Genomic DNA, 25,115 nt, shown 5'->3' on the forward strand with positions numbered 1-25,115 from the left:
ACTTTGTCAACATTTATTTGTATTTTTTTAAAAGTTTCTCTGCGGTATCACTATCAATAACTAATGTAGTGATAAAGTTATTTTCAAGTGCGACATGCAACGGGAATAATTTGTAATCTCCTCTTACAATTGTAATTACTTCTGAAATATTTTTAATATCTTCCAACTTAACTCCTACTGTGCGATTATTTAATGGGTGGTCAACGAGTTCACCATCTTTATTAAAGAAATTTGAATTGATATCACCAATGGCCCCAGCATTCAAAAGACTTTGCTGATCTTCTTCCAATAAATACCCCATTTCTGTCATCGTGTTTTGTATTCCTGGATTCCCAATACCTACGATCGCTATATCAACTTGTTTTCCTTTAGTAAGAACTTCTTTCACATCTTTAGAACGTACAATATGATTCCTTAACTCTTCACTTTCGACAACTGCTGGAGCATACAGATAGGAAGAAGTTGAATTTAACTTCTGAGCAAGCTCAAAAAGCAGTGAATTGGTATGGTAACCAATATAGTTCTGTCCAATACCGCCAATCAGCGGAATAAGATGAACGGGTTTATTTGCTTGATATTGAAAAGCTTCGACAACTGCATATACAGAAGTTCCCCATGAAATACCAATTGTATTTATTTGATCCAGTTTTTTTTCAATATATCTCGCTGTCACTACCCCAAGTTTGCGCATAATTAATTCTGGGCCGCTATGTGCGGATTCAATCACAATTGCTTCTTTCAAATTATATTTTTGCTCCAGTTCTCTCTCTAGTTGAACCGTATGTACAGTACTATCCTTCAAGTATATTTCAACTATTTGTTTTTCTTTTGCCTGCTTCAGAAGTTTAGAGACAATTGGCCTGGATTTGTTAATTTTTTTTGCAATTTCCGTTTGTGTCCAACCTTCTAAATAATACAGTTTGACTACTTTTGTCATTAATCTTCTTTCTTCAATATTCATAATTTCAACCCCCTTACAAATGTAACACGATTATATCATATTTCTTCAGATTTTATGCAAACGCATTCAAATTTGAAGAAATTTCACTGTGCTGAAATTTTGCGGACACTTATTCTTTACAAAGAAGCAAAACACCATTTTGCAGCTCTTTATCCTTGGTGTATTGATGTATAACTACAGCTATTTTCCAATTGTGTGAATCATCTCGCCATTATAAACAAACATGAATAAAGGTTTTTAACCATCTAGATTATTGACTTGTTACTCCCCAAATTATATACTCATTATAAAATTACAAAATTTTCGTTTTTGAACATTTGTAAAATATAGGAGGATTCGACATGTCTCATAATCATTCTTTTTCTACACTTCATCGTGACAGCACCCTTCACCAATTAGAAGAACAACAATTCGATTTATTGATTATTGGCGGAGGAATCACAGGAAGCGGAATTGCCCTAGATGCTATCACAAGAGGACTAAAAGTAGCTTTAATAGAACGTTATGACTTCGCATCAGGAACAAGCAGCCGCTCAGGAAAATTAATCCATGGAGGTTTAAAATATTTACAGAACTTTGATTTTCCTGTTGTAAAAGAAACTGGATCAGAACGCGATATTGTTTATAATAATGCCCTTCATCTCGTTTACCCGATTACTATGAATTTTCCTTTGATAAAAAAAGAGTCTTATAATTTAGTAACTTTAAAAGCCGGACTCACCCTTTATGACAAACTTGCCGGTGTAAAAAAAGAGGAACGCCATAGCCTATACGGAAAAAAGAAAACGCTTCAAAACGAACCCCTTTTTAACAAAAAGATCGTTCAAGGAAGCGGATGTTATATTGAATATAGAACAGATGACAGCCGTTTAACACTGGAAGTAGCAAAAACAGCACAAGAAAAAGGCGCTGTAATTTTAAATTATGCCGAAATGACCGAATTCCTAAAAGATGAAAATAACATGGTTAAAGGAATCGTAGGAAGAGACCACTGTGCTAACCAGACATTCACTGTTTATGCTAAACACATTGTAAATGCTGCTGGCCCCTGGGTTGATGAAGTTCGTAAGAAGGATGAGAAAATAACCGGGAAGCATATGGTTCTTGCGAAAGGAATTCATATTGTATTTCCTTATGATAAATTACCAGTGAAATCCTCTGTTTATTTTCAACATAACGGAAGAATGATAGCCGTTATTCCAGTAGGAAACCGTACGTATGTCGGTTCAACAGAATCACTGTACAATAAAGATATGGATGATATACATGTGCATCTTAGCGAAGTTCAATATTTATTAGGCTGCTTAAAGGATATGTTTCCAAATGTAAAATTACAGGTTCAGGATATATCATCCAGTTGGGCAGGAATTCGGCCGCTTATTGGCGAGAGCGGAAAAAAACCTTCCGAATTATCTCGTCATGATGAAATTTTCGAATCAAATTCTGGTGTTGTTACCATTGCTGGCGGAAAATTGACTGGTTATCGTAAAATGGCAGATCGCATTCTAACTTATATCGATAAAAAACACAAATTAAATCTTCCTACAACTAAAACAGCAAATTTAAAACTATCCGGATCACAATTTAACAATATTAAAGAACTTTATGAGTATGCGGATCGGATTCATGGACAATATAGTCATTTAGAAATTTCACAGCAGAACATCACTAACTATGTATTGCGTTATGGATCAAACACTGAAAAATTACTGCAGACAATAGATAGCTATAACGGGCAGCAACTAAAACACGTACACCGGAACATTTTAGGAGAACTTCGTTATACAATCGAGCATGAAATGGTTTCAACATTAACTGATTTCTATGATCGTCGTACAAGCTATTTATTATTTGATTTAGAGCTTGTTAAAGAAACATTAGAAATAGTTACTAAAGAGATGGCTGATATTCTTCAGTGGAACGACGCCGTTAAAGAACAAGAAATCCGTCAAATGCAATACCAAATCAAAAAAGCACTCCATTTCAAAGAAGATTAGGGGGAATCAAATATGATGCAGGCAGTCGCATTAACTGGTAAAGAAAAGCTCGAATATCAGGAAAAGGAGATTCCTGATATCGATGACCATGAAATATTATTAAAGGTTCATGCCACTGGAGTTTGCGGGTCCGATTTACGAATCTTCCAAAACGGGGACAGCCGGGTAAGTTTTCCTAGAATTATCGGACATGAAATAGCAGGAGAAATCATCCAAAAAGGAAAATATGTTTCATCATTTCAATTAGGAGACCGCGTCACACTTTGGGCACATCTCCCTTGTGGCGAATGCTACTATTGCCAAAAAAATGACAGCCACTTTTGTGTAAAAGGAGAATCTATTGGCTACCAAATCGATGGCGGCTTTGCTCAATATATGGTGCTGCCGCGAAACTTTATTGAATATGGATCTATCCAGCGCATTGCAGATACTACATCATATGAATTAGCGAGCCTTTCTGAACCATTCGCCTGTGTGCTTAGCGGGCTGACTGAAGTAAAGATCAATGCCGGTGATGCAGTCGTTGTCTATGGAGCAGGCGCAATTGGGTGTATGTATATTGCTGCAGCTAAAAAAATGGGCGCCGGGAAAGTTATTGCTGTACAGCGTTCCAAAGCAAGGCAAGAGCTTGCTAAGCAAATCGGCGCTGATATAGTTATCGACCCAACTAAGGATAATACATTGCAAACCATTCTTGATGCATCAGATGGATTAGGTGCTGATGTTGCCATTGTAACTGCTCCCTCTGCTTATGTTCAAAATGAGGCTTTGGAAATTGTACGAAAAAAAGGAAGAGTATTATATTTCTCAGGAAATAAGAAGGTTACTGAAACTTCAATTAATACAAATCATTTTATCTATAAACAATTAACTGTTGTTGGTACACACGGAGCTCCGCGTGATTTACATGTAGAAGCAGTGAAATGGATTGATGAAGAACTAATTGATTTCACTCCATTTGTCACAGATGTATTCTCTTTGCAGAATACAAAAAAAGCGTTTCAAACCGCTCTTGATAAAAACGGTTTGAAATGCGTAGTAACCCCTTGGAAATAATAAAAATTTTAAACGACCCAATTATCTATTTCTGATAATTGGGTCGTTTCTTATATATAGCTTTCAACCAATTCCTGTGCCGTTCGATCATCAATAATTAATACGTCTAAATATTTACCTTGTAATGCCGATTCTAGACTTTCTAATTTATATGAACCTTCCACTATCCCAATAACTTCGGGTATCTGTTTAATTTCATTTAAGTCTAAACCGATAACACGATCGTTTAAGGGATGATTTAATTCTTTTCCAATCGCATCATAAAATCTTGAACTGATATCTCCTACCGCTCCCGCTTTACGTAAAGATGCGAGGTCTTTTTGGTTTAGATATCCTATTTTTTCCATTGTTGAGCTTTTAAACGGATTCCCAAGACCAACAACCGCCATATCAACATTCCTTGCTTGCTCTAAAACATGAGAAATATCCTTTGACTCAACTAACCTTTCTTTTAAATCAATAGATTCTACCATCGCTGGAGCATATAAATAAGAGCAGCTTGAATTCATTTTTTGTGATAGATGGAAAACTAATTGGTTGGAATGTAAATGAACATACTCGCTTCCCATTCCTCCAATAATTGGAACAATATGTGTGTCCTTTTTATATTTATAAGGGTACTCTTCTACGAAAGATAATAGCGTTGTTCCCCAAGAAAGCCCTAAGCTTTTTACATCCGTTAAGTGATTCGCTATATAAGAAGCAGCTGATTTTCCCAGCTGGCGTTTTATCATCTCAGGAGCAAAGCCCGCTGTGGATACCACAATAACTTCTTTCAAATCAAATTTTTTCATAATAGCGTTTTCCAACTCCACGCTATGTAACGTTTCATCTTTAATATAAATTTCTACAATACCCTCTTTTTTGGCATTATTTAACAATTTTGAGATGATAGGACGTGAAACATTTTGCTTTTTTGCAATTTTTGCTTGTGTCCATCCTTCATAGTAATATAATTGCGCAATTTTAACCATTAAACGCCGTTCTTCCCAACTTAGCATAACATCCGCTCTCTTCACAGTTTATAAATACTAATTATTAAACTTCCTTTATTCTTTATATTAATCATAGAATCTATACAGTATAAAGTCAAATATGCCTAATGCTTTCCTAATTTAAGGTTTAGATATTTGAAAAGCGCTATAAACCCAAAAATAGGTTTATAGCGCTCCCTTGGAAGTTTCAAGAAAAATCCTTCTGTTCTTTCAACAACACGGAAATACCTTCTGCTCCATCTTCTACTTTCCAATTAGGGGAAAGAATCTGCTTTAACTCACTCAGAGCTGGTTCATCCAAATTCAAATCAATTACCCCTGCTTGCTGTTTTTGATAATCCTTTCCATCCTCTTTCCCAAATTTCAAACTCAATAATCTCTCCAAACCGCCAACCGTTACAAATTTAACAGCATAACCATCATGAATTACTTTTTCAAAAGCTGCTAAATCCTTTTCCGCTAATGCAATCAGCTGTTCAAAATCAAATTTTTCATTTATTTGCTTCCACCCTGATACATCTTTAGCTTTTACACCTGCTATTATTTCTTCATTTGTTATTCCGTTTACGCGCATTGTTTCAATCATATACGCTTCCATTAAAGATATCTTTGGCCGAGTCATGCTTAAATTCCTTTCTGCTGAAACTTTCCTGCATTTTTTTATTCTACAATAAATAATGATTAATGATTGCTGCAAATGCTTTTTCCGTATTCACCAATGCCCGTTCATCAATATCAAATCGAGGATGATGATGCGGGTAATGTGTGGCTACATCTTCGTTTCTAGAACCAACCCGGAAATAGGTCCCCGGCTTTGCTTCTAAAAAGTAGGAGAAGTCCTCTGCCCCCATAGCCGGAGAAAATTCTACTACATTCTCATGCTCAAAAGCTTTCTTGAATAAATCTCTGGCAAGGTCTGTTTCTTCTAGATGGTTGAATAATGCAGCATATCCTCTTAAGTAGTCCAGCTCATAAGCCGCATGAAATGCACTGGTGATTCCATCTAATATCGAACGAATTTCCGTTTCTACTTTATCACGTACTTCTGGATCGAAGCTGCGCACCGTTCCCTCAATACGTGCTGTATCAGGAATGACATTAAATGCGTTCCCTGCCTGAAAAACACCAATTGTCACCACAGCTGATTTTAACGGATCAATTTGCCGGCTGACTATTTTTTGCAAAGCCTCGACAATGCTCGTTCCGATTACCAGTGAATCCGTAGTATCATGCGGCCGGGCGCCATGACCGCCATGTCCCTTAATATCAATGGCAAACTTATCTACTGCCGCCATTTGATACCCTGCTCCAACACCAACTTTCCCGATTGGTATGTCAGATGCAAGGTGAGCTCCAAATACATAATCTACATCATCTAAAATTCCTTCTTCAATCATGAACTTCGCTCCGCCAGGCGGTGTTTCTTCTGCCGGCTGGAATACAAAAACAATGCTTCCTTTCAGATTTTCCTTATATCGGCTTACTACTTTTGCCACGCCTAATAAAGCTGCAGTATGTCCATCATGACCACAAGCATGCATCACACCGGGATTGGTAGATTTATAAGCGGTTTCTTTTTCATCTTCAATCGGCAGCGCATCAAAATCTGCTCTTAAAGCAATCTTTTTGCCGGGCTGTTTTCCTTCCAAAATACTTATTAAGCCATGCCCTCCGATATTTTTTTGAACATCTAAACCAAAGCTTTTTAATTTTTCTTCTATGTATTTTGCTGTTTTCTCCTCTTTAAAGGATAATTCTGGATGCTGATGCATATATCTTCTCCAGCCTTTTACTTCTTCAAAGTTCGCATCAAATTCTTTAAATATGGAATGTATTATTTTATTATCTACTGTGCTCACTGTTTAATCTCCGCCCATCTCAATAGTATATATGACTTACCTAACACATGTTCAGAAATAAATTCTGAATTTTATATAAGTCTACCTATTTTATCCCGAGTTGTCAACTAGGGTTTGTGAGATTATATGAGCAGCAGCTTCCTCCTGCAAAAGAGGCTGCTCCTCTCTCTATCGTGAATCTGCCTCATTTAGACACCATGGTAAATAAAATTATTTCTTATACCAATCCGCCTTCTCCATATGAACAAAAGGAATATCTGTATCTACCATTCCTGTAACTTCAGAAACAGGGAAATCATTCCCCTTCAGCCATGATGCAAAATCAAATTTCACCGGCTGCTGATCACCGCCAAGGGCAATCCATGCTTCTAATTTCGATGGAAAATACGCAGTAGTATGTATTGTCCCTGCCCACTGCCCGTATAATTTAGAAAACACACCATTCTCTGTTCCATTTAAAAGCTGAAAAGCTTCCTTCCCATGAAGAAGATTGGCTGAGCTGCTTTCCATAATTTCCAGTCGTCTTTTCGAATCCTTCAAATAATGACGGTTTTCCTTCTTCAGTATTTGAAAATGATTCGTGCATGATGCTCCAGTCCTTACCTCTACATTTCTTGGAGAAGCCTCAACAATCGTTGATTCCGAATGATCTTTATCAAACAACACATAACTAAATGATCCCCGATGCGGAATTTGTTTTAGCAACGAAACAGCTTCTTCGATATTAGCGCATGTTTCTAAAATCATTCTTCCAATCATATGACAGACAAATCCATCTTTCGGGCGTTTACGATGCATAAAGGTATATCCCATTGCTAAACCCTTTTCGTTCATTCCGTCACAACGTCCCGTTACTTTCTGCGTAACTCCTATAACTGCGTATCCTGTATCCGTCGGTTGGAATACGGAATAAAAGCCATCGTATGTTTTGGGATGATAATCATAATTTCTGATCATATAATCTGCTCCTGTTATAATGGAACATCCGGAACGGTTCAAATTTACCCGATACCCTCCAAATTCAAGCAGTACTCTCTCCATCGCCCATTCAAGCGCGTCACCAAAACCTAATAATTCCTCCCATATTGCCGGTGCTATTTCTTGAAAAATCCTTTTTGTTTCTTTGATATCAATAGAAAATAAAGGCGTTCTTACCTTCCATTGATTTTCACGATTCTTTACTAAGATATGATTTTTTAATAAAGTTCCTTGATGATAACCAAATTCATAATGTGTTCCCCGAAATTGAACAACACTTGATGATATTTTTTTCAAGTTAATTCCTCCTCCCGCAGCAGCTGCTCATAAACTGAAGCTATATTCAGTTAATTTTTTATCTTTTAAACAAAGATAAGCTGTGCTTACTCACTTCATTTAGACTGTGTCAGCACCATAAATCAAAAGACCTTTGGACCAAAACTGGACTTAAGCAGCATTATTTACATTAAAATAAATCCCCATTAGTCAATCGATAACTATTTATACGCTAAGTGTACAAAGAATAAGACAGAAAGGAAATGATTCTGCTTAGTGTATCATCATCCAGATTAATTCTCTCCGATTAGGCAAAGTTTCTGGCAGCTGAAAAGTCATCGATCCACTTAAAATCAATGACTTTATCTGTGTACTCTCTTGCGATTTCTTTCGTTTTGTCTGTTGAACCGGTATCGACAATGATGATTTCCTCGCAGAGGTTATTTACACTGTCCAGACATTGCCGCAGCACCTCTTCTTCATTTTTTACAATCATACAAAGGCTTACTTTTATCATATATATCTACACCACCAATACACAAGATATAATAATATATGTTGAGAAGCTGTTATCGGAAACGGAGAATAAAAAAATGGTTGTATAAACCTTTTTCAATTTGAAAAGGATACCATGAAGACCCCATTGATTACTTACAGGGGATAAAATCAGATTAGCTTCATATATATATAATGAAACTTTATTCAGCGGGTGTTTTGCGTTTCCCCACTGAAGGATTAGTTGAGTGATTCAAGGAGACAGCGTCCGTTATCTCCCGCCTAAATAAATTTATTCTTACGCTTTATTTGGAAGCGGGAGCTTTACAGACGATTCTCCGTGATAAATAGAAATATCGTAAAAGAACGGGGGATTCCGATTGAAGGATATCACTGCGATTCTCATTCTTTATTCTGATGCAGCAGCAATTCATAAAGCATTAGTATCTTTAAAAAGGATTGAATCCAGATTACATTCTGTGATGGTTCTCCATGAACAGAACGTGTCTTTAGCAGGAATACTAGATTTCACTCCTATCAAGCAAATCCAATCGATTATATGCAAAGAGAATGATCCCGGGAAAACATTGAATGATGTGATCCAAAAAATCACCAATCCCTATGTATTATTTCTGTATGAAACAGATTACCTTTCTCCAGTTATACAAGCTGATTCCCTTCATCTTTCCCAATCAGAGTCATTTTTAACAACTGGCTTTCGGAATCGAAACCGTGTGATTCATCGGCCATTACTAGTGTCTGCTCCTTTTCTTAAAAACCAGCCATTTCTATTAAACACCCAGCTGCCGTTTAAGGAGGCTCTCTTGCCAGCCTGGCTTACTGATAAATCAAGTTTAAAAAGACGCTATGAAGAAGGTCTGGTGCTGCAGTCAAGAAGAAGCAATTCAACCAGCACATTAGAAAAACAAAAATTCATAGAGAAGTACCAGCTGAATAAAATCCAAACAGCAAATCCAAGTCTATCTGTCATCCTTTCCAATTATAATATGGAAAATCATGCAGAAACTGCAGTTGTCTCCTGCCTGCTTCAAAATGAATTGCCGGAACAGATACTAATTATGGATGACGGCTCAACAGACAATTCCTATCACCGGCTCAAACGATGGCACGACGGACAGCTGGTGAAGCTTTTTGAAAAAAAGAACGAGGGAAAAGCTGTCGCTCTCAACCATTTATTACCTCACGTGACATCCGATTTCATCTTAGAACTTGATGCAGATGATTGGCTGGATCCGGACGCTGTTTCCAATATAAAAAAACGTATGGCAAATCTCTCTGAAAATGTATCCGTATTATATGGAAATCTTCGAAAGTGGAAGCAGCTGGCGGGAGATATTCTTTTTAAAGGAACAGCAAAGGGAAGGCATATCCATGGAAGAGCTGACCTTCTTTCCTATCGATTTCCTCTCGGACCAAGGATATACCGCACTTCTGCTTTAAAAAGAATTGGAGGATTTCCTGTGATAACATTTAAAGAAGGAAAGCTTTTTGAGGATGTGAGCGTATTAAATCAATTGATTCAGAGCGACCGTTTTCAGTATCATGATTTTACAGTATATAATGTACGAGAGCATAAGGAAAGCATAACCAGAACCAGCCGTTCAGACTGGAATGAATTTTTGAGATTGCTGAAATAACAATGCCTTTAAAAATGCAGGTGCTTCTCTGAGCGCCTGCATTTTTAAAATATTCCTTACTAATCTATCCCTTCCTCCTTCAAAATCTCAGCTATTTTTTTCACATCCACCACGAGGTTTTTGATAACTTCATGCTCTGTGGAGACGGGGTTGGCATTCCTGCATTTCAAAAAATGATAATCCAAATCCAGGTATTGTCCAATTTTTATAAATTCGTCTGATGTAGCTGTAAATAATTGAATGATTTTTGTCCGCGGTTGACAAAACATGAGATTTGCAAGTCCGGCACCGTTTGGGCTTATAATTACGTCGGCCGAGGAAAAAAGAGCAATTTGCTCCTCTACCGTCAACGTACTCAATACAATTTTTTTAAATCCTTTTCTGGTCAAAAGCTCCAAAAGCTTTCCTTCATTGGCAACCTTTCTCCACGAAGCATCCTCCCGGCTGATATAGATTCGCTTTTCGGGATTTGCGGAGCGATAGGAATCCTTCTTCAATAATGCGCTCCGGAGGAATTCAATTGTCCATTTCACACAAGTTCCTGCATTGAATGGCACAGATGGCAAAATCAGCTGTTCTGCTTGCACATGCATTCCCGGTGTAAGCTGTAAGATTTTTTCCTCTGGGATGCCAAGCAGTTTAATCGTCTCCCGTTGAAACGGTAACGTCAGAGGAGGTAGAACATATTTATCTATCTTAAATCCGCTGAGCTGCAATAAATGATAGCGTCCCAGCGTATCATGCAGCCAATGCCAGTAATTGGCATGCCCGGCCCAAGCCAATACCCCCAGCGTTCCCTCATAAGGAGAAACCGAAGGAATGGAATTAACTGCAATTTTATCAAAATAATTCCAATATAAATGGAAAACCATATCGTGAAAATATGTGTGATCAGGCGCCAGTGCATAAACCATGCCCTCTCCTTTATCGCACATCCACACACTCCCGTTCTCTATCTTTGAAACATAGGCTTTCTCAAACCTATGTTTCTCTCCAAACGTTGGCGGCTTTACCCAGTCGACCCATTCCGGCGAATCTCCTTTTGGAAGCGTATATGTTACCGTTTCGTCTGTATAGAATTCCTTATAAACTTCATGTATATCTGCTTTTGGTGTTATTTTTTCCAGCCAATCCTTTGTATGAATAGATAAATCTACCATATATACATCCCCTCTTTTTCAATTAACAATCTTGCCTATGCCCTATTTTTTCACATTTCGCAGCGTACTCCATAATATGTAGAAAAGTATTTAAAAGTGTTGAACAATCGTCCAGCTATCACCAATTGGACCATTGCGCGGGTAATAGAAACAGGAGGAATATAAACATGATTAACGTAACCGTAACCGGTGCAGGAGGATTTATTGGCAAGAATCTGGTTGATAGATTACAGAGGGTAAAAGGTGTTTCTCTCAGGCAATATCATCACGGGGACGACCTGTCACTGCTGCACGAGTATTTAAACGAATCGGATATTATCTATCATTTGGCAGGAGTGAACAGGCCCCCAAACAGCGATGCGTTTGCTAGTGTTAATAGAGGACTTACAGAATCCATTGTCAACTATTTAAAAAAACATCATAAAACACCGAAAATCATTTTTACCTCATCCATTCAAGCAGAAGGGAATACACCTTATGGTTTGAGTAAAAAAGCTGCAGAAGAAGTGCTTCAAAATTATCATATAGAGACTGGTGCAGATGTGTGCATTTACCGTTTGCCAGGCGTCTTCGGCAAGTGGTGCAGGCCGCATTATAATTCGGTAGTCGCTACCTTCTGCCATGAAATTTCCCATGATAAAGAGATTGAAATCCATGACGCTGACAAAAAGATTGACCTCGTATATATTGATGATGTCATAGACAGTTTTATAGATTGTCTTGATCAGAAAAAGCCGGAAAAGAAGTTATATTATGATATCGATCAGACCTTCCAAACAACCGTAGGAGAACTGGCCGAAAAGCTTTACCAAATAAAGAATGTACGAGAATCGCTGATTATCCCGGACCTGTCAGATCAATTTACGAAATACCTTTACACGACTTATCTGTCTTATTTAGAAGCGGATAACTTAGCCTATGCATTACCTGTCCATCGGGACGAACGAGGAAGCTTAGTTGAATTAATCAAATCAAACCAGGCCGGGCAGGTTTTTATATCCACATCACGTCAGGGTGTTGTAAGAGGAAACCATTATCACCATACAAAAGTAGAAAAATTTTGTGTTATTAAAGGAGCGGCACGCATTAAATTAAGGAAGATAGATTCGGATAAACAAATCACCTATCAGGTTACAGATCAAAATATCGAAATAGTAGACATCCCTCCAGGGTACACCCATTCCATTGAAAACATAACGGAGGAAGAAATAATTGTTTTGTTTTGGGCCAATGAAATATTTGATCCGGAGAACCCGGATACAATCTCATTAGATGTTCAGCCGAATAAAACGGATGAACAGAAAGGATGATAACCTCATGTCAACGAATCAAACATATATATGTCATAAAGACGATATTTGTCTCGTAGCCTATCCAAAGTCGGGAAATAACTTCTTATTATTTCTCGTCGCCACATTATTATATCGAAAAAAAATGGACTGGGCCACGAAAGGAGAGATGATTCAGAATGTAGCAAGCGAACCAATCGAAAATCTCCCTTCCCCGCATCTTGTATGGAGCCATGACAGTTATGACCCATCCTATCCTCAAGTAATTTACCTGGTAAGGGATCCAAGGGATGTTGTTATTTCCTATTATCATCATTTCCAGAAATATCATGGAGAAAGCCGTGACTTTGCTGCTTTTTTTGCTGCTTTTATGAAGGGCGATATTGTGCCCGGAATGTGGGACACGCAGATAGAAAGCTGGCTCGATAATCAGGAGAAGGTCAAAAAAGGTTTTCTGCTTGTGAAATATGAAAATCTTCTTGCAGACGCGGCGAAAGAAGCAAAAAGAATAATAAACTTTTTACACTTAGACAGAACCGAACAAGAAATCAATGAAGCAGTCCATTGGGCTTCTTTCGATAATATGAAGGCATTGGAAGAAAAACAAAAAGAGCATATAAATGGTTCTTCGCAATTTACCAATCCTGCGCTGCCTTTTGTAAGAGAAGGCAAGGCAAATAAATGGAAATCGGTTTTAAGCCAAGAACAGCAGCAGCAAATCAATAAAGCTTTTTATAAGACCTTATCAAGACTAGGGTATAAATAACACGAAACTTCATCCAGTGGGAATTTTACGGTCGGTTCTCTATGATAAAACGCTAAATCAAGACGTCTTCTAAATCTAGAAGGCGTTTTTACTTCAGGAAGGGGTGATGAACCAATGCTAAATCTATTATTGATTGCGGCCGATACTTCTCGCTTTACGAATAATAATTATGCTGATTTGGAGCAGGAATTAGCAAAAGTGACAAATTTAATGGTGTATCGAAAATCTGGTCCGATAAAAAAAATATTGCGTAAAGTATCTGACAAACCGGATTTTATTTTAATTATAAATGATGTAGGGAAAACATTTGCCCCTGTTGTTACAGGCTTAGCCGATATCGACACGCCTGTAGGTCTGATGGTAAATGATGCGCATCGTTTTGTGGAACAAAGAAGAAGGTTTATAGCGCGTAATCAAATCAAGACATTCTTTGTCATATGCCGGCATAATTTTTACCAGCATTACCCTCACCAAAAACAGCATCAGGTATTTTTTCTCCCCCAATTCGTGAATACCTCCATCTTTAAAGACTATGGCAATGTGAAAACAATCGATTTGATGATGCTGGGTGAAATAGCCTTCCCGCAGATCTACCCGTTGAGAGATAAGATATTACAGCATTATCAAGACAGTTCTCATTTTCATCATCGTCCTCATCCCGGATGGCGAGATTTTACAAGCGAACAGGCGGAGCAATCATTAATTGGCGAAAATTATGCCAGAACCATCAATCAGGCGAAATTGTTTTTTGCCTGCGGCTCCGTACGTCAGGTTGTGACTTTTAAATATTTTGAGGTACCGGCGTGCCGCACCTTGTTAATGGCACCGGCCTTACCAGAGCTTGAGGAGATTGGCTTGATACCAGGAAAGCATTTTGTGGATATAAACGAGGAAAATTTTCCGGAAAAAGCAGCATACTATCTGCAACATCCGAAAGAACGGGAACAAATAACCGAAGCTGGCTGGCGCTTTGTTCAAAATCATCATTCAACTGCTCATCGGGCAAAACAATTATCCCGGCAGATAAGGAGCATATTATAAGGACTTACGTTAGCTTTTATTTTAAAAACCCATCAAAAAAATAGTGAGTCTTCCTTTACAGGAGAGCTCACTATTTTTCATTTTTTTCTGGGGGCTGTCCCAGGTCCATCCCTAAAATTAGTGTTTTTGAATATGTTCCATTCCTTTTGTACCTCTTTACAGATTGTTGTATTAAAAAAAAGCTTACACTGTAATAACATTTGCCTTGATAAGAATTTGTTCAATTTCACTGAATGACATTAATTCATCATCCGATTGGTATCGGGTGAAGCCAGCCTTTGGTAAGCCGTCATACCTTTTCTTCACCTCTTCGGAAGCATTGTCTGGCAAAATAACATAGTAATTTTCATCATATTTATAAGCATTCCGGGATTCCGAATTTGACACTAATACCTCATGAATTTTCTCACCTGGCCGAATGCCGATTTCCTTCATGTGAATTGCTTTCTCAGCAAAGTGTTTTTCCAGAACACCAATTAAATCGACAATCTCACATGCTTTCATTTTCATAACAAATATTTCCCCGCCAACGGCTTTTTCGGAAGCATATATCAGTAAATCAATGGCTTGCGAAACCGTCAGGAAAAAACGCGTCATTTCTCTGGATGTAAGCGGCACGGAATGATACTTGACAATCTGTTCTTTAAAAAACGGAATCGCACTGCCATTTGTCCCAATAACATTGCCTCCGCGGATACAGACAAAGCGCGTATGATTGCTTAATTGGTCAGCCTGAATGATTAATTTTTCCCCGATTGCTTTTGTCAGTCCATAAAAGTTAACTGGTTCCACTGCTTTATCTGTGGAAACGTCAATGACTTTCTTCACCTTTTGGTTTAAACTTGCTTTGATGATATTCTCCGTTCCGTTTACATTGGTTTTTAACGCTTCTAAAGGCTGTTCTTCACATATTGGTACATGCTTTAGTGCGGAAAGATGGAATAGATAGTCCACATTTTTTGCTGCTTCGTTTACCGCTTCAAAATCTCTTACATCTCCAATCACAAATTTTAAGCAAGGATTATCCAGGAATTCTCTTTTCATTTTCACCTGAGCAAATTCATTACGGGAAAAAATCCTTATTTCCTTCGGTTGAAAGGAAAGCAGCTTTTTGACTAGTTCATGTCCCCAGGAACCGGTTCCTCCGGTAATCAATATCGTTGTATTTTGAAACACATTTAAACACTCCTCCAGGAATAATGCCTATTATTTTTATCATCAGGATAATAGATATATTCGAACACCACTGATGATTTCGATGACAGGAATTTCCCTAAAACAGGTTTCAACGTTCGTTTATTCCCTGCTTAGTAACTGGCATCATTACATTCAAATAGGTTCTAAATCAATTTATGAAAAAACTAGTAGACTGTACATGATAGACGTTTAAATAAAGATAAAAGAGGCAGCTGCTGCGGGTCCAAATTTGCTGTCTATATAATTAGAGCCTTTCATTAGATGATGACCATTTGCATATGACGAACCATCCTATTAAAATGCTGGAAGATTAGCGAGGTTAAGCAGCTAGATTAACAAGACTATTAGATTGTTTAGAAGACCGCTGATTTCCGGTGATATATCCAGCGTGATTTTTTATTTACATGAATCACTGATGAGGTATCCTTTCATTCTCAAATAGGAAATGATTGTCTGCACCGATTCCTCTACACTCTCTACATCCGTATTCACTGTAATTTCCGGCTTCCCCGGAGCTTCATAAGGTGCATCGATTCCAGTAAACCCTTTAAGCTTACCAGCGCGTACTTTTTTATAAAGTCCTTTGGGATCACGTGATTTACATGTTTCGATACTTGCATCTACAAATACCTCAATAAATTCCCCCTGTTCCATCAGGTTACGTACCTCATCACGATCTGCGCGATACGGTGAAATAAATGCTGTCAATACAAGCAATCCGGCATCTGCCATCAGCTTGGATACTTCCCCGATGCGGCGGATGTTTTCTTTACGGTCGTCCGGACCAAAGCCAAGGTCTTTATTCAACCCATGGCGAATGTTATCTCCGTCCAAACGATAAGTCCTGACGCCTAAGTGATGCAATTCTTTTTCCAGTTCAACTGAAATAGTCGATTTGCCGGAACCGGATAGCCCGGTGAACCATATGACAGCACTTTTATGGTTATTCAAATTTCTCCGATGTTCTTTTGTTACTTTCGAATGATGCCATTTTATATTTTCTGATTCAGGCATAAATAATTCCTCCTAAAACCATTGTTGATAAATAATCAAAACAGACGTCACCATAACGATTAGACTTAGCGGAAGTCCTGCTTTTACGTAATCTGTAAACGTATATCCGCCAGGGCCATATACAATCAAATTTGTTTGATAACCGATTGGTGTAACAAAACTTGCTGAGGCAGCTATCGCTATAAGAACAGCTATCCCCGTTGGATCGACATGAAGTGTATGAGCCATTTCCATTCCAATCGGAAACATGATAACAGCCGCTGTGCTATTGCTTACCATTTCTGTAAACAAATTCGTCAAGAAATAGATCATAAATAAAATAATCAGCAGCCCCAAAGGCTTCCCAACATCCAATAAGACATCTGCAATCCATTCTGCCAGCCCCGTTTTTCTCATCGCTGCACCAATACCGAATGAACTGGCAATCAACAGTAAAACATTGAAATGAACATATTTTTTAGCCTCTTGAGGGGTAATAATTCTCGCAGCCAAAAAAACCAATACGGCTACTGCCATTGCTTTAAACATACTGAGCCACCCAAGTGTCACTGTCCCAATCATCCCCAGCAGCATGATAATGGAAAACCAGCCTTTTTTCGTACTCAGTTTCAGAACTGCTGATGTATCCAACGAAGATACAACAAAAAAATCATTCGACCGCTGGTATTTTTCAACAAAATCCGTTCCAGTCAAAAATAACAAGGAATCTCCGGGCTTTAATACGATATCCCCGATTTTGCTCTTAATCCGTTCATTATTCCGATGTACTGCAATGACCCCTGCATCATACCGTGAACGAAACTGTGACTGTTTAATGGACTTGGATAAAAGGGATGACTGATCTGACACAACGGCTTCCACTAAATTGATTGTTCCATCCCTCAAATCATCAAGATCAATATTCGTCCCTGTTTCCAGCTCCAAGCCTTTTATCTTTTGCAAGTCAGCAATGGTTGAAATCAAACCGGTAAAAATCAGGCGGTCCCCTACTTGAATAACCGTTGTTGACCTGACCGGTGAAATCCGTTCCTTCCCGCGGATAATCTCAATCAGATAAAGCCCTTCTAAATCTCGCAGGCCGGCTTGCTCCACACGCTTGCCAGGATTCCCGAAAGCTTCTGTTACCTTCATTTCCGCAATATATTCCTTCGGTTCTTCCTTCAGTCTCTGGCTGAAGCCTTTGTTATCCGGCAGCAATTTATATCCGATTGAAAATAAATAAATGAGCCCGACCAATGTGACTGGAATACCAACGGCTGCTAAGGTGAATAACGAAAACCCCTCCAGCCCAAAATCTAGCAGCAGACCATGAATAACAAGATTGGTAGATGTTCCCATTAACGTTATCATCCCGCCCAGTATGGTGGCATATGACAATGGAATCAAAAACTTAGATGGAGCGATTCCGCGATCTTCACACCACTTTTTAATAATGGGGGTAAGAGTCACCACAATCGGTGTATTATTTAAAAAAGCCGAAAAGGCAGATGTCGGCACGAAAAATCGCATCATTGAACCTCTGCGACTGCGGCTGTTTTGCAGCCATTTTTCCATCATTTGATGGATTAAACCGGATTTCTGTATCACACCCGCAACAATGAATAATAACGCAATGGTCAGCATTCCTTCATTGGAAAAGCCGCTCAATGCTTCCTCAGCTGTCAATATGCCGGATAGCATCAATATAACCAGCACGGAAAAAATAACCATGTCTGGCCGGGCAACTTCGAAAACCATTGCAGCAAACATGGTCAGAAGTATAATCAGAACAAACATCATTTCCAATGTCATTGGGTATCAGACCCTCTTTTCATACATGTTCAAAAAGCGTATTTTTGAACATGATTTATTGTTTTCGCTCCATTCCTTTAATTAGTACATCGGCAACCTCCGGACGTGAAAACTCTTTTGGTGGACGTTTGCCATGACGGAGCATTTCGCGCACCTTTGTACCGCTTAAATGGACATGATTTTCCTTGCCGTGCGGGCATGTTTTTCCAGATGCCATATTTTCACAGACCTTACAGTAAAACGCATGCTCAAATGGAAAAATCTGAATACCGAGTTCTTCTTCATATTGTGCCATCAGCAGTTGCGCATCGTACGTTCCGTAATAATCACCAACACCAGCATGGTCACGCCCTACAATGAAGTGCGTGCAGCCGTAATTTTTGCGGACAATGGCATGCAAAATCGCTTCTTTCGGCCCTGCATAACGCATAGCGGCTGGATAGATAACGAGGCGTACACGGTCTTTCACATAGTAATTTTTCAAAATCACTTCGTAGCTTTCCATCCGGACATCAGCCGGAATATCATCCGACTTGGTTTCGCCGACAAGCGGGTTCAACAACAGCCCATCTACTGCTTCAAGGGCAGTCTTTTGAATATATTCATGGGCGCGGTGCACCGGATTACGTGTCTGGAATCCAACAATTGTTTTCCAGCCTAAATCTGCAAACATTTGCCGTGTTTCGGATGGATCCATATAATACGCTGCAAATTGGCTGTGATCAGGACGCTGAAGCAATGTAATCGGTCCGCCAAGATAAACTGCTTCTTTTTCATACACTTTCTTCACCCCTGGATGTGCTGCATCCGTTGTACCATAGATATGGAGCGCTTCCTTATTTTTATCGTAAGCATACTTCTCCTCCAAGGTGATGGTTCCATAAATGATGCCATCCTTTCCTTTAAGAGCAATTTGTTCACCAATATTAAAAAGGCTAGCCTCCTCTTCGGTTGTCGGCAATGTAATCGGAATACTCCAAATTGTGCCGTCTGCAAGACGCGTATGCGCAACAACATTTTCATAATCAGCCTGCCCCATAAATCCGGTCAGCGGACTAAATCCTCCTGTTCCAATCAACTCTATATCAGATAGCACCCAGGAATTCACCGTCATGGATGGAAGACTTTCCGCATTTCTGATTGCTTCCTCCCTTTTCTTTCCTGTTAACTCCCGGCAGACTAACCTTCCGCCATGTGGCTGGTTGACCATAAAAAAACCTCCGAATTTCAGTTTTATTAAAATAATATATTGAACAACAGTATAGGTTGAATTGACGCATGACATCATATCAAATAACAATTGATGCCAAATAAATTTTTCAGATATCATGGAGTAATGAAGCGGAATAGAATACCCCGGCTGTCAAGCAAGCCAGGGTATTTTTTATCCCTCTATACTCCTAAAATAGGAAGCTCATCAAACAAAAACTTTATTCAGTGGAAATTCCACCAATAATTCTTCGTGAAATAATCTTTTACGCCGCTACAAGAAAACGGACGAAGTTGATTGCATCTACTGAAATATATATTTTGACATTATCTCCATAACCGCTTGTCACATCGATAACCAGGGCTAAATCTGCAGTAACTGTGGAAAGAATACCTTCGATCAAATTATTATCCGTAGCTACTTCGACTCTTGACCCAATTCGATTAGCCAATTCAGCAGCAAACGTCGCTTGAAACATTTAAACTCCTCCTTTACGAATTACTGACAAATTCAATTTTTTCAATTCGAACCAGCGCTTGTGCACCAGAAGCTTCAATAATTACAACATAATCATCTTGGACAGAAAGCAATGTTCCAGATATTGTGTCAAAAGGAGTAGTAACCTGCACTTGTTCGTTTACTAATCCCATCAGGACTTCTCTAATATTCGTTGGAGTGCTGGGCGGGGTCGGTTTTCCTCCTCCCCAGTTACCAAAACCCAAATTTAAATTATTATTAGAATCCAGACTAAATCCTGGTAAATTCAGAGAGAAATTATTACTTAGTGTGCTATCATTATTGCTATCATTGGCACTATTGGCCGTAATTAAATTTTGTGATAACTGGTTTAACAAATTTACCAACCTTCTTTGCCGTTCTGTTAAATTAGCCAAGCTTGTTCATTCCTTTCCATAATGTTTTTGGGGTCGCCTTTTTAGTACTAGGAAAACCCACAACATAAATTGAGAAATCAACTGCTCCTTGCTTACAGCTGATATCCCTCCTCATTTATTCCTTTTAGAGTCAAGACCCAGACGGGCTGTCCTCCCCATTTGGGTACTGCTTTGCAAGGAATTTGCTATTTGCGCTTCTACGCATGAAATTCCGACGTATTCCCAAGATTGAATGATTCCCATTCGGCTGTAACTTTACTTGCCATGGTTAGACTGTATCCCCTCTTATGCAGCAGTTATACCATAGTGTTTGTCCCAGTATTTAGAGTCATTATTGCTATATATCGGAGCAACATTCTTTAATCCTCTCCCCTTACTTAATTGGAAGTGGAATGGACTTTTCAGAACAACGTCTGTTTCATGTTATAAATAACACTCCTTTCATGTAGATATAAAATAATTTATGTTCTTTTTCATTGGTTAGATTGTACACATTCATTAAAATATCGTTTTCTGAACACAAAGGGCTGGACGAAAATCATAAAATGAAATTTCATTCAGTTGGAGTTAGCGCCTGTTACCCCCCGCCTAAATAAATTTATTTTCTCTCTTTATTTGGAGGCGGGAGTTTTACGGGCGGTTCTCCATGATATTTTTATAAGTCTTTTTATAAGCATAAGATTAGAGAAAAAGGAAATCATTAAGATGGGAGATCTATCATTGAAATGAGGTGACAGTAATGAAATTCAAAAAGCTGACTTTATGTATAATTACTTGCATCCTTTCTGTGGGAATGGTGTCTGGATGTGGTACTTCACAAGATGAACAGCAACAAGATAAACCATTTGAACATCCTCAGCGGGACGATTGGGGCGGTAAAGGAAATCAATAATGAATATTCATGAAGCCTCATTTAATGTTTGATGGCTTCATGAATTAGAATGTAAGCTTATTTGAGCTCTTATCTAAACAGATTTCATGTCCTCATTAATTTGAAGTGATTGTTCATAGACTTTGGAGATTACATGACCTTTACCATTTTAAAGTACTCGGGATTTGATTATGTTTTTCCATTTTTCAAGAAAAAATTATCCGAAACCGCAATATCTATTAAATTTATTTTTAATATCTTCCTTCTATATACACCACGCTTAGGAATTGGTGGATTCTCCTCCGTCTACATGCAGCACTTGACCAGTGACATGCCTGGAATCATCTGATGCCAGGTAAACAAAGGTCGGCGCTACTTCAAAAGGCTGAGCCATCCTGCCAAATAAATTCCCTCCAGTCAAGGCATTTTCATCTGCAGAAAAGCTTGCCGGAATAAGCGGTGTCCAAATTCGTCCCGGGGCAATCGCATTTACGCGAATCTGTCGTTTAGCAATGTTTTTGGCTAAAGAACGTGTCCATCCGACAATAGCTCCTTTGGTAGCTGCATAATCCATTAATAAAGGCTCTCCTGCATAAGTAACCACTGAGGACGTTCCAATAATGGAGCTTCCCGCTTTTAAATGAGGCAGTGCTGCTCTCGTAGTGTAAAAATGCGAATAAATATTCAATTTGAAGGTTTGATCAAATTGTTCATCGGTAATTTCAGTCACGTCATTTTGCTGAAATTGAATTCCGACATGATTACATAAAACATCCAATTTATTAAAGTGATTGATTGTTTCCATAACTATATGTTCGCATTGCTTTTTTTCACGTAAATCTCCTGGTAATAATAAGCATTTCTGGTAAAGCTCCTCGATTCTTCTTTTGGTCCGATTAGCATCCTCGTGCTCATTTAAATAGGCAATGGCAACGTCAGCGCCTTCTTTTGCAAAAGCAATTGCTGCCGCTGCGCCCATTCCGCTGTCTCCTCCTGTTATCAGCGCAACCTTCCCCTTTAATTTTCCACTTCCTTTATAGTTTGGATTCTCAATAATTGGTTTGGGCACCATTAATTTTTCAACGCCCGGCTGAATCAGCTGACGTTGCTCCGGTTGTGTAAGAGGCACCTCTTCGTATTGCGTAATTTTACCGTATATCGGGTAATACGGATAAGGATCTTCTATTTTATTTTCTTCAAACCATTGCTGGTATGCCCGAATTTGTTTCAGCGCTTCCTCCGATAAGGATAGATCCCGGTCATTATTTTTGTTTTTCATAACGATCTCCCCCTCCTTTTCATAGGCTATGATTAGGCGGCTGCATATGTGAAGCAATATGGCATTTAGGCCCTTTCGTTTCGCATGCATGTGCAAAACACACCCGTACACAGCATAACTTTTTACAGAAGGAGGCAGTAAGTTGGAATTTGAATTTTACCCTAAGGTCAAACGCTTATTAGAAAATAAAGCAGAAAAGCTGGAAATGCATTATTTGAACTATAGCTGGAAAACACCGTCGATTAAAATCAGACCGCCATATTATAGCGACCCTGTATATGAACCTTTTTATCCGCATATTCATTGAAGTAAATATTATAGAAATGATATTGAGAGAAAAAGTCTTAACTGAAAGATTACAGATATTTGCGATAGACGAATGAAATGAATCGGCTTTAAAGAAAACTTGGCATTCGTTAAAGGGAGTCTTGAAAGCGTATTTTGCTTTCTTAGAATCCCTTATACTCTGGAGTACAAGCCTTTTGTGAATGCCTTAGTTGGGATTGGAGGTGGGGCAAGTACTGCGATTACTCGCCCCATCCAAAGCACTGCACTTATACTTTATTCCTTGAATTCTTTATACTTCTTAATGTGTAATAAAAAAACATGGCATTTACTCCTAAATATTTGTGAGTAAATGCCATGTCTTTTTCGTCATATCTTGACTATAGGTCTTTCTTAATTTGTTCTATTTCTTGTGCTGTTAGTTCTGTCGCTTCCTTTATTTGTTCTTCATCTATTTTTAACAGAAGTAACTTTTTAGCTACTTTTATTTTTTCTTCTTTCATACCTTCATTTCTTATTTTTTCGGCAATAGACATTAGCCGTTCCCCCCCCTTCTATTGTTAACCGCTCCTTTACAGTCTCCACTGACAAGTTATCACGAACATGTAAGAGATAAATCATTATTATACGACTTAGAAGAGTATAACAAGTAATTCATAATTTAATCAAAATTCTTTTTCCTTCACTTCAAATAAGGCAAGATCGTATCCAGCACTTTTTGAACCTCAGCTGCTTGCTCAGTATATAATTTCTTAGCTTCCGAATCATCTGTCTGTAGTGAAAATCCCTCTAAATCAGCCTGTATTTTTTTTAGCGAAGCTGCTAACAGTGGTCTTTCTTCTACCTCCGTTTTTGTATATTGGTCCTCATATAAATCAACATACAAGCTGCCGCGAGAATCAATTTGAGCTAAAAAAACATCTCTTACCTCTTCAGCTCCTTGCTTTTGGATTTCTCCTATTAACCATTCCTTCGAGTAACCGAGATTCTCCAAACTCTTTTTCATTATTTTACCATCCATAATTAAAATGGCAGGCCCATGCTCCTGTTCTAATGGAACCCCTAATGTTTGTGCAGTAACTGGCTGTTGATTGCTCTTCAACATAACACTCAGCTCACCATTTGTTTCTAAAACAGCCATTTCTACATCAGAAACTTTAAAAGTTCCTTTTTCCCTTAATAGCATTAATAGCTCATTAATTGTTACTAGACTCTTCTTCATATTCTTATCTAATACCTCGCCATTTCGAATTAATATCGTTGCTTTGCCATCTGTTATCTTTGAAAAAATAATTGATTTCATCCCAAGGTACGCTAGAATAATCGGGAAAAACCCCCAAATAGTCAGTGACACTAATCCATTAATAATTTTTACATTCTGGTCCACTGACAACGTAGCAGCTATGGAACCGATAGTAATTCCCACACAATAATCAAAAAAAGTGAGCTGTGAAATTTGCTTTTTTCCCATCATCCGCGCCATTAAAAATAATAAAAAGAAAGCAGCTATGGAACGGATTAGTACCAATACAATTTCAGGCATCTCCTATCCCTCACCTTACTAAAATACGTAATATATTAGTATTATCGGACAAACTATAGATAACAATTCATTAAATAAGGAGAATGAGAAATGAAGAAGCAAATAATCATTTTTACGCTTTTATTCATCGTCCTTTCCGGATGCGAAAATCAAGTCGGAGGGAATTATTTCTTTGACCACATTGATCAGCTGGAACAATCTTTAGACGAACCAAAATGGGATGAAATTACGACTCTAGCGGAAGAATTAAAAACTATTTTCAAAAATCACAAATGGAAAATCCAATTAATAGGTGACGAGGATGAGTATGAGGGATTGCATGAAAGTATTAACAATCTTATTGCGGCAGCTAAGGAAAATGATTCAACAAGCACTAGACTTGAACTTGCTACTGTCAAATCGTTTTTGGAGGATATTTATTCCTTATAGTTCAAAGTGGCAACACAGCTACACGCCACTTATTAAAGAAAAAAGGCCTCTCTCACATGCAGAGAACCCTTT

Annotated in this window: 24 protein-coding genes and 1 pseudogene; 9 read left to right on the plus strand and 16 right to left on the minus strand. The window is 38.4% G+C overall.

Annotated features, from left to right (window positions below; all coding sequences use genetic code 11):
• Positions 1 to 13 precede the first annotated feature (13 nt).
• Positions 14 to 961 carry a sugar-binding transcriptional regulator gene (locus tag ACW0TQ_RS17630; RefSeq protein WP_052485049.1) on the minus strand — a complete coding sequence of 316 codons (948 nt, stop codon included), beginning with the start codon at positions 959 to 961 and terminating at the stop codon, positions 14 to 16.
• A 341-nt stretch (positions 962 to 1,302) separates the two neighbouring features.
• Here ACW0TQ_RS17630 and ACW0TQ_RS17635 point away from each other — a divergent pair, with 341 nt between their 5' ends.
• Positions 1,303 to 2,958, plus strand: a complete 1,656-nt coding sequence (locus ACW0TQ_RS17635; RefSeq protein ID WP_212929112.1) for a glycerol-3-phosphate dehydrogenase/oxidase — start codon at positions 1,303 to 1,305, stop codon at positions 2,956 to 2,958.
• 12 nt (positions 2,959 to 2,970) lie between these two features.
• A complete protein-coding gene (locus ACW0TQ_RS17640) occupies positions 2,971 to 4,014 on the plus strand; it encodes an alcohol dehydrogenase catalytic domain-containing protein (protein ID WP_368901604.1) in 1,044 nt (347 codons plus the stop codon).
• A 50-nt stretch (positions 4,015 to 4,064) separates the two neighbouring features.
• Here ACW0TQ_RS17640 and ACW0TQ_RS17645 read toward each other — a convergent pair whose 3' ends face one another.
• The 5 genes and pseudogenes from ACW0TQ_RS17645 to ACW0TQ_RS17665 form a co-directional block, all read right to left on the minus strand.
• Complete coding sequence (locus ACW0TQ_RS17645; protein WP_246529028.1) at positions 4,065 to 4,988, minus strand: sugar-binding transcriptional regulator; 924 nt, start codon at positions 4,986 to 4,988, stop codon at positions 4,065 to 4,067.
• A gap of 208 nt (positions 4,989 to 5,196) precedes the next feature.
• The gene (locus tag ACW0TQ_RS17650; RefSeq protein ID WP_455725880.1) at positions 5,197 to 5,631 is read right to left on the minus strand and encodes a hypothetical protein; all 435 of its coding nucleotides are present in this window, start codon (positions 5,629 to 5,631) and stop codon (positions 5,197 to 5,199) included.
• Positions 5,632 to 5,674: 43 nt separating this feature from the next.
• Entirely contained in the window at positions 5,675 to 6,847 is a 1,173-nt protein-coding gene (locus ACW0TQ_RS17655) for a M20 metallopeptidase family protein (RefSeq protein ID WP_455725906.1), read from the minus strand.
• 231 nt (positions 6,848 to 7,078) lie between these two features.
• Positions 7,079 to 8,143 carry a C45 family autoproteolytic acyltransferase/hydrolase gene (locus ACW0TQ_RS17660; RefSeq protein WP_341172904.1) on the minus strand — a complete coding sequence of 355 codons (1,065 nt, stop codon included), beginning with the start codon at positions 8,141 to 8,143 and terminating at the stop codon, positions 7,079 to 7,081.
• 292 nt (positions 8,144 to 8,435) lie between these two features.
• Positions 8,436 to 8,639, minus strand: a pseudogene (locus tag ACW0TQ_RS17665) (glycosyltransferase); the annotation flags it as partial.
• A gap of 358 nt (positions 8,640 to 8,997) precedes the next feature.
• On the opposite strand from ACW0TQ_RS17665, the gene ACW0TQ_RS17670 reads away from it, so the two are divergent.
• Complete coding sequence (locus ACW0TQ_RS17670; protein ID WP_341172903.1) at positions 8,998 to 10,275, plus strand: glycosyltransferase family 2 protein; 1,278 nt, start codon at positions 8,998 to 9,000, stop codon at positions 10,273 to 10,275.
• A gap of 59 nt (positions 10,276 to 10,334) precedes the next feature.
• Here ACW0TQ_RS17670 and ACW0TQ_RS17675 read toward each other — a convergent pair whose 3' ends face one another.
• Complete coding sequence (locus ACW0TQ_RS17675; protein ID WP_193064066.1) at positions 10,335 to 11,435, minus strand: glycosyltransferase family 61 protein; 1,101 nt, start codon at positions 11,433 to 11,435, stop codon at positions 10,335 to 10,337.
• Positions 11,436 to 11,602: 167 nt separating this feature from the next.
• On the opposite strand from ACW0TQ_RS17675, the gene ACW0TQ_RS17680 reads away from it, so the two are divergent.
• From ACW0TQ_RS17680 to ACW0TQ_RS17690, 3 genes are all read left to right on the plus strand, one after another.
• A complete protein-coding gene (locus ACW0TQ_RS17680; RefSeq protein WP_193064067.1) occupies positions 11,603 to 12,745 on the plus strand; it encodes a polysaccharide biosynthesis C-terminal domain-containing protein in 1,143 nt (380 codons plus the stop codon).
• 7 nt (positions 12,746 to 12,752) lie between these two features.
• A complete protein-coding gene (locus ACW0TQ_RS17685; RefSeq protein ID WP_193064068.1) occupies positions 12,753 to 13,490 on the plus strand; it encodes a sulfotransferase domain-containing protein in 738 nt (245 codons plus the stop codon).
• 114 nt (positions 13,491 to 13,604) lie between these two features.
• The gene (locus tag ACW0TQ_RS17690) at positions 13,605 to 14,531 is read left to right on the plus strand and encodes a glycosyltransferase (protein WP_256706165.1); all 927 of its coding nucleotides are present in this window, start codon (positions 13,605 to 13,607) and stop codon (positions 14,529 to 14,531) included.
• A gap of 183 nt (positions 14,532 to 14,714) precedes the next feature.
• Here ACW0TQ_RS17690 and ACW0TQ_RS17695 read toward each other — a convergent pair whose 3' ends face one another.
• From ACW0TQ_RS17695 to ACW0TQ_RS17720, 6 genes are all read right to left on the minus strand, one after another.
• On the minus strand, positions 14,715 to 15,707 hold the full coding sequence (locus ACW0TQ_RS17695) for a polysaccharide biosynthesis protein (RefSeq protein WP_193064070.1): 993 nt from the start codon (positions 15,705 to 15,707) through the stop codon (positions 14,715 to 14,717).
• Positions 15,708 to 16,124: 417 nt separating this feature from the next.
• Entirely contained in the window at positions 16,125 to 16,742 is a 618-nt protein-coding gene (cysC, locus tag ACW0TQ_RS17700) for an adenylyl-sulfate kinase (protein ID WP_193064071.1), read from the minus strand.
• A gap of 12 nt (positions 16,743 to 16,754) precedes the next feature.
• The gene (locus tag ACW0TQ_RS17705) at positions 16,755 to 18,533 is read right to left on the minus strand and encodes an SLC13 family permease (protein WP_256706164.1); all 1,779 of its coding nucleotides are present in this window, start codon (positions 18,531 to 18,533) and stop codon (positions 16,755 to 16,757) included.
• A 55-nt stretch (positions 18,534 to 18,588) separates the two neighbouring features.
• Positions 18,589 to 19,743 carry a sulfate adenylyltransferase gene (gene sat, locus ACW0TQ_RS17710; protein WP_256706163.1) on the minus strand — a complete coding sequence of 385 codons (1,155 nt, stop codon included), beginning with the start codon at positions 19,741 to 19,743 and terminating at the stop codon, positions 18,589 to 18,591.
• Between the two features lie 265 nt (positions 19,744 to 20,008).
• The gene (locus ACW0TQ_RS17715) at positions 20,009 to 20,221 is read right to left on the minus strand and encodes a hypothetical protein (protein ID WP_193064074.1); all 213 of its coding nucleotides are present in this window, start codon (positions 20,219 to 20,221) and stop codon (positions 20,009 to 20,011) included.
• Positions 20,222 to 20,234: 13 nt separating this feature from the next.
• A complete protein-coding gene (locus tag ACW0TQ_RS17720) occupies positions 20,235 to 20,636 on the minus strand; it encodes a DUF2642 domain-containing protein (protein ID WP_256706162.1) in 402 nt (133 codons plus the stop codon).
• Positions 20,637 to 21,375: 739 nt separating this feature from the next.
• Here ACW0TQ_RS17720 and ACW0TQ_RS17725 point away from each other — a divergent pair.
• Positions 21,376 to 21,528, plus strand: coding sequence for a hypothetical protein (locus ACW0TQ_RS17725; protein ID WP_256706161.1), 153 nt, complete (start codon positions 21,376 to 21,378; stop codon positions 21,526 to 21,528).
• Positions 21,529 to 21,787: 259 nt separating this feature from the next.
• Here the strand turns inward: ACW0TQ_RS17725 and ACW0TQ_RS17730 are convergent, their stop codons facing one another.
• Positions 21,788 to 22,786, minus strand: a complete 999-nt coding sequence (locus tag ACW0TQ_RS17730) for an SDR family oxidoreductase (RefSeq protein WP_256706160.1) — start codon at positions 22,784 to 22,786, stop codon at positions 21,788 to 21,790.
• A 142-nt stretch (positions 22,787 to 22,928) separates the two neighbouring features.
• On the opposite strand from ACW0TQ_RS17730, the gene ACW0TQ_RS17735 reads away from it, so the two are divergent.
• On the plus strand, positions 22,929 to 23,093 hold the full coding sequence (locus tag ACW0TQ_RS17735) for a hypothetical protein (RefSeq protein ID WP_256706159.1): 165 nt from the start codon (positions 22,929 to 22,931) through the stop codon (positions 23,091 to 23,093).
• Between the two features lie 358 nt (positions 23,094 to 23,451).
• On the opposite strand, the gene ACW0TQ_RS17740 is transcribed toward ACW0TQ_RS17735, so the two are convergent.
• Both ACW0TQ_RS17740 and ACW0TQ_RS17745 read right to left on the minus strand, forming a co-directional pair.
• Entirely contained in the window at positions 23,452 to 23,607 is a 156-nt protein-coding gene (locus tag ACW0TQ_RS17740) for a hypothetical protein (protein ID WP_256706158.1), read from the minus strand.
• 146 nt (positions 23,608 to 23,753) lie between these two features.
• Positions 23,754 to 24,614 (minus strand): DUF421 domain-containing protein, encoded by an 861-nt coding sequence (locus ACW0TQ_RS17745; protein ID WP_256706157.1) that lies wholly within the window; start codon positions 24,612 to 24,614, stop codon positions 23,754 to 23,756.
• 90 nt (positions 24,615 to 24,704) lie between these two features.
• Between ACW0TQ_RS17745 and ACW0TQ_RS17750 the strand changes: the two genes are divergently transcribed.
• Complete coding sequence (locus tag ACW0TQ_RS17750) at positions 24,705 to 25,043, plus strand: DUF4363 family protein (RefSeq protein WP_256706156.1); 339 nt, start codon at positions 24,705 to 24,707, stop codon at positions 25,041 to 25,043.
• Positions 25,044 to 25,115: the final 72 nt, after the last annotated feature.

The organism is Oceanobacillus sp. M60, from assembly GCF_053839645.1.